At 57.2% G+C, this 3,983-nt stretch carries 5 protein-coding genes; 2 read left to right on the plus strand and 3 right to left on the minus strand.

The features are described 5' to 3' along the window. Both V6D20_14160 and V6D20_14165 read left to right on the plus strand, forming a co-directional pair. Positions 1 to 1,061: hypothetical protein (locus V6D20_14160; GenBank protein ID HEY9816924.1), on the plus strand; the 1,061-nt coding region annotated here is incomplete at its 5' end. Then, entirely contained in the window at positions 1,051 to 1,914 is an 864-nt protein-coding gene (locus tag V6D20_14165; GenBank protein ID HEY9816925.1) for a M28 family peptidase, read from the plus strand. The genes V6D20_14160 and V6D20_14165, both read left to right, overlap by 11 nt. 20 nt (positions 1,915 to 1,934) lie before the next feature. On the opposite strand, the gene hisS is transcribed toward V6D20_14165, so the two are convergent. The 3 genes from hisS to V6D20_14180 are packed head-to-tail and all read right to left on the minus strand — an operon-like array spanning position 1,935 to position 3,844. Continuing rightward, a complete protein-coding gene (gene hisS, locus V6D20_14170; protein ID HEY9816926.1) occupies positions 1,935 to 3,221 on the minus strand; it encodes a histidine--tRNA ligase in 1,287 nt (428 codons plus the stop codon). A 5-nt stretch (positions 3,222 to 3,226) separates the two neighbouring features. Then, a complete protein-coding gene (locus V6D20_14175) occupies positions 3,227 to 3,547 on the minus strand; it encodes a hypothetical protein (protein HEY9816927.1) in 321 nt (106 codons plus the stop codon). A 12-nt stretch (positions 3,548 to 3,559) separates the two neighbouring features. Then, positions 3,560 to 3,844, minus strand: a complete 285-nt coding sequence (locus V6D20_14180) for a response regulator transcription factor (GenBank protein HEY9816928.1) — start codon at positions 3,842 to 3,844, stop codon at positions 3,560 to 3,562. Positions 3,845 to 3,983 lie beyond the last annotated feature (139 nt).

A 3,983-nucleotide genomic window follows, 5' to 3' on the forward strand; every position in this document is an offset into this window, starting at 1 on the left:
CCTTGGATGGCGAGAACTGTTGGGAATATTACCCTCACGACGGTAAGCCGTTCTTAGAAGCGCTCTATTCGAGACTGAGTGAGCAAACCGGCATCAAACTGGTCACCGTGGGTGAATTTTTAGAGCAGTTTCCTGCCACAGAGCGCCTGCCCGCCGAGAACCTGCACAGCGGCTCTTGGGTGGATGGTAGTTTTACCACCTGGATTGGCGATCCGGCGAAGAACAAGGCTTGGGATCTGCTCACCGAAGCCCGTCAGGTCTTGGCCCGCCATCCCGAAGCCACAGAAGAGAACAACCCCGAAGCCTGGGAAGCTCTCTATGCCGCCGAAGGATCCGACTGGTTTTGGTGGTTTGGCGAGGGGCATTCCTCCAACCAAGATGCCATGTTTGACCAACTGTTCCGAGAACATTTGGCAGCCATCTACTATGCCCTGAATGAACCCGTGCCGACGGCCGTGCAGCAGCCGCTCGAAATCCATGCAGTGGGCGGCGACCACCTACCCATGAGCTTCATCCATCCCGTGATTGACGGCATTGGCGATGAGCAGGATTGGGATAAGGCAGGGCGCATTGAACTCGGCGGAGCCCGAGGCACCATGCACCGCAGCAGTGTCGTTCAGCGGCTGTGGTATGGCGTAGACCACTTAAACTTCTACCTGCGGCTAGACTTCAAGAGCGGTTCCAAGCCCGGTGTGGATGTACCGCCCGAGCTGCATCTCCTCTGGTTCTACCCCGATCGCTCCCTAAGTACCAGTCCTGCCCCCTTGGCCAATGTGCCTGATGAAGCGCCGGTCAACTATCGCTTCCACCACCACCTCGGTGTGAACTTAGTGACCCAGTCTGCCTGGTTCCAAGCGGCCACCGAGCACCATCGTTGGCAGGCCCACCCCTCCCGCGCCCAGGTGGGGATCGATCGCTGCTTAGAGATTGCCCTTCCCTGGGCCGATTTGCAGATGGTGGAACCTGATTGGCAGATACGGATGTTGGCTGTCTTGGCAAAAGACAGTTGCTACGACAGCTACTTGCCTGAACATCGGCTAATTCCGGTGAATGTGCCCTAGGGCGGCTCTAGATGCCGAACTGCGATCGCGCCTAGAGAAGCATCTGAGCCATCTGGTACGCGATCGCGATCCCTACCTGGCCACAGCCGGTTATTTTTTCATGCGGGACTATATCCGTCAGGACTTATCCCAGTGGGGATCGGTGACAGTTCAGGAGCGCCACACGTCTCCTCTGTCGATTCAAAATCTGATTCTGCATCTCCCCGGCCAGCGCCCTCAGGCCGAGCCTATCTTAGTCGGAGCCCACTATGACGCGGTACTCGGCTCCCCCGGTGCTGATGATAACGCCAGCGGTGTAGCGGTCTTACTGGAGCTGGCCCGCTGGTTGACCCAGCATCCCCCGGTGCGTCCCGTCATCCTGGTTGCCTTTGATCTCGAAGAATACGGCCTGCAGGGCAGTTACGCCTTCGTGGAAGAATGGCGATCGCACCAGCGTTCCCTACGCTTAATGCTGTCTTTAGAAATGCTGGGCTACTGCGATCGCACCCCCGGCAGCCAGCGCTATCCGCCAGGATTGGCGAGATTCTATCCCGATCGTGGCGACTTCATTGCCCTCGTGGGGAATCTCACCACCCTACCCGACTTAATCCGCCTTAGCCGCCACATCAACCGTAGCGGCACGTCCTGCCAATGGCTGCCGGTGCCCTTGCGAGGGCGCAGCGTACCCGACACCCGCCGCAGCGACCATGTGCCCTTCTGGGATGCGGGCTATCGCGCCATCATGGTCACCGATACCGCCAACCTGCGCAATCCCCACTATCACCAGAGCAGCGATCGCCTTCCTACCCTAGATTTAGACTTCCTTACCGGCGTATGCCAGGGATTATCCACGGGGTTAGCCGCACTATACTAGCCGCTGAACAATCTGCCGATCTAGATGCCAGCGCGCTGGGCCGCAATCGTCTGGCGCAGGGAATCGGTTTTGTTCAGAAGATCCGCTTGGGCGATCGCTTCCTGATCACCGCTGGCTAACCACTTCAGGTTTACCGTGCCTGCTTCCGCCTCCGCATCGCCCAGAACAAGACAAGCGATCGCCCCACTGCGATCGGCCCGCTTAAACTGCTTACCGAAGGCACTGCCGCTCAGATCCACCTCCACGGAAAAACCCTGGTGGCGTAGCTGCTGGGCTAGCTGAGCCGACTGCGCTTCCGCCTGTTTGCCCCGCGACACCAGATAAAAATCCAGATCCGGCAGCGGCGTTTCCTGCAACTGGCGCAAAAGAAGCGTCAGTCGCTCTAGACCAATAGCCCACCCCACCGCCGCCGTGTCGGGGCCGCCCAGTTGTCCCACCAATCCGTCATAGCGTCCGCCACCACATACCGTTGCCTGGGCTCCCAAATCCTGGGATACAATCTCAAAGGCCGTGTGCGTGTAGTAGTCCAGCCCTCGTACCAGACGCGGGTTGAGGGTATAGGCAATTCCCAAATCTGTCAGCAACTGCTGCACCCGATCAAAATGCTGCTTCGAGTCATCTCCCAGGTAGTCCAAAATGCTGGGAGCATCTGTGGCGATCGCTTGGGTGCGTTCGTCTTTGCTATCGAGAATACGCAGGGGATTGCGCGTCAGGCGTTCCTGGGAATCTGCATCCAGTTCAGCCTGAAACGGCGTGAAATAGGTCACCAGAGCATCGCGATAGTGCTGGCGATCGCTGGGATTACCCACGGAATTCAAATACAGCGTTAGTCCCTTAAGCCCCAAGGTTTGCAGCAGATCTGTTGCTAGAGCAATCACCTCTACATCAGCCCGGGGATCGCGACTGCCTAGCACTTCCACCCCTAGCTGATGGAACTGCCGCTGCCGTCCTGCCTGGGGGCGCTCATAGCGAAACATCGGCCCGGTATACCACAGCCGCTGTACACCACCCTGGGCATAAAGACTATGTTCAATAAACGCCCGCACCACCCCCGCCGTGTTTTCCGGTCGCAGCGTTAGAGAGCGATCGCCTCGATCGTGGAACGTATACATCTCCTTACCCACCACATCCGTGGCTTCGCCGATGCCCCGCTCAAACAAATCAGTTTGCTCAAAAATGGGCGTGCGAATTTCCCGGTAGGCCGACCGCGCCAAAATGTCCCGCGCCGTTATCTCCACCTGCTGCCAAATTCTGACCGCTTCCGGCAGAATATCCTGTGTGCCTCGGATTGCTTTGATCGTGCCCATGCTGCTTACTTACGCTCAACTGCCGCTTGGGGCTTGATCACATCCCAGTCCCCGTAGCGATCGCCATAATACGCTAAAACCTGCTCAACGCGGAGGTGAGATGCATCATCCGCCTCAGGCGTGTAGCGAATCCACAAGCCACCCACCTGGCTTTTGAGATAATCAAAGTCCTGAGAGGTTTGGGGTAATAGCCCAGCTTCCACACCCGTCACCTGCCGCAGGTGGGCCGCAATTTCGCGATACACTCCTAGGGGCAGATGGATACAACGGATTTGATAGGGGGGCTTAGTATCCTGCGCCGATCGAGCTTGCTTACCAGTCGCCATAATTCAGATGTCCTACACCTCGCCTTGGGCAACGCTGCTATCAACCACCGGCAAGGTGCAGCAGTTCACCTGATCGATGCAAACCTTTCCCCACTGCAGCGCCCAGCGCACCAAGGCTACCCGATTTCCCGTTGCCGTTTTGGTAAGAATATTGCTGACGTGATTATCCACCGTCCGCTTACTGATCTCAAGTTTCTCGGCAATTTCTTGATTGGTCAAACCTGAAGCAACCAAGTCAACAATTTGCAGCTCCCGCTCGGAGAGAACTCCTGACCCCTGAGATTCACCAACGCTCATAATCTCAACCGTGTATTTTTACTCACTGTACCTTCATTTTAAGGGGTGATAGGCAAATCTACTGACTGGGTTTAGGGGTTTTCATGAAGGTTCACCAAGGTTCACCGTTGCCTCGGGCATGGATGGGTCTGGCGCGATC

The sequence above is a fragment of the Candidatus Obscuribacterales bacterium genome, assembly GCA_036703605.1.
GTDB lineage: Bacteria > Cyanobacteriota > Cyanobacteriia > RECH01 > RECH01 > RECH01.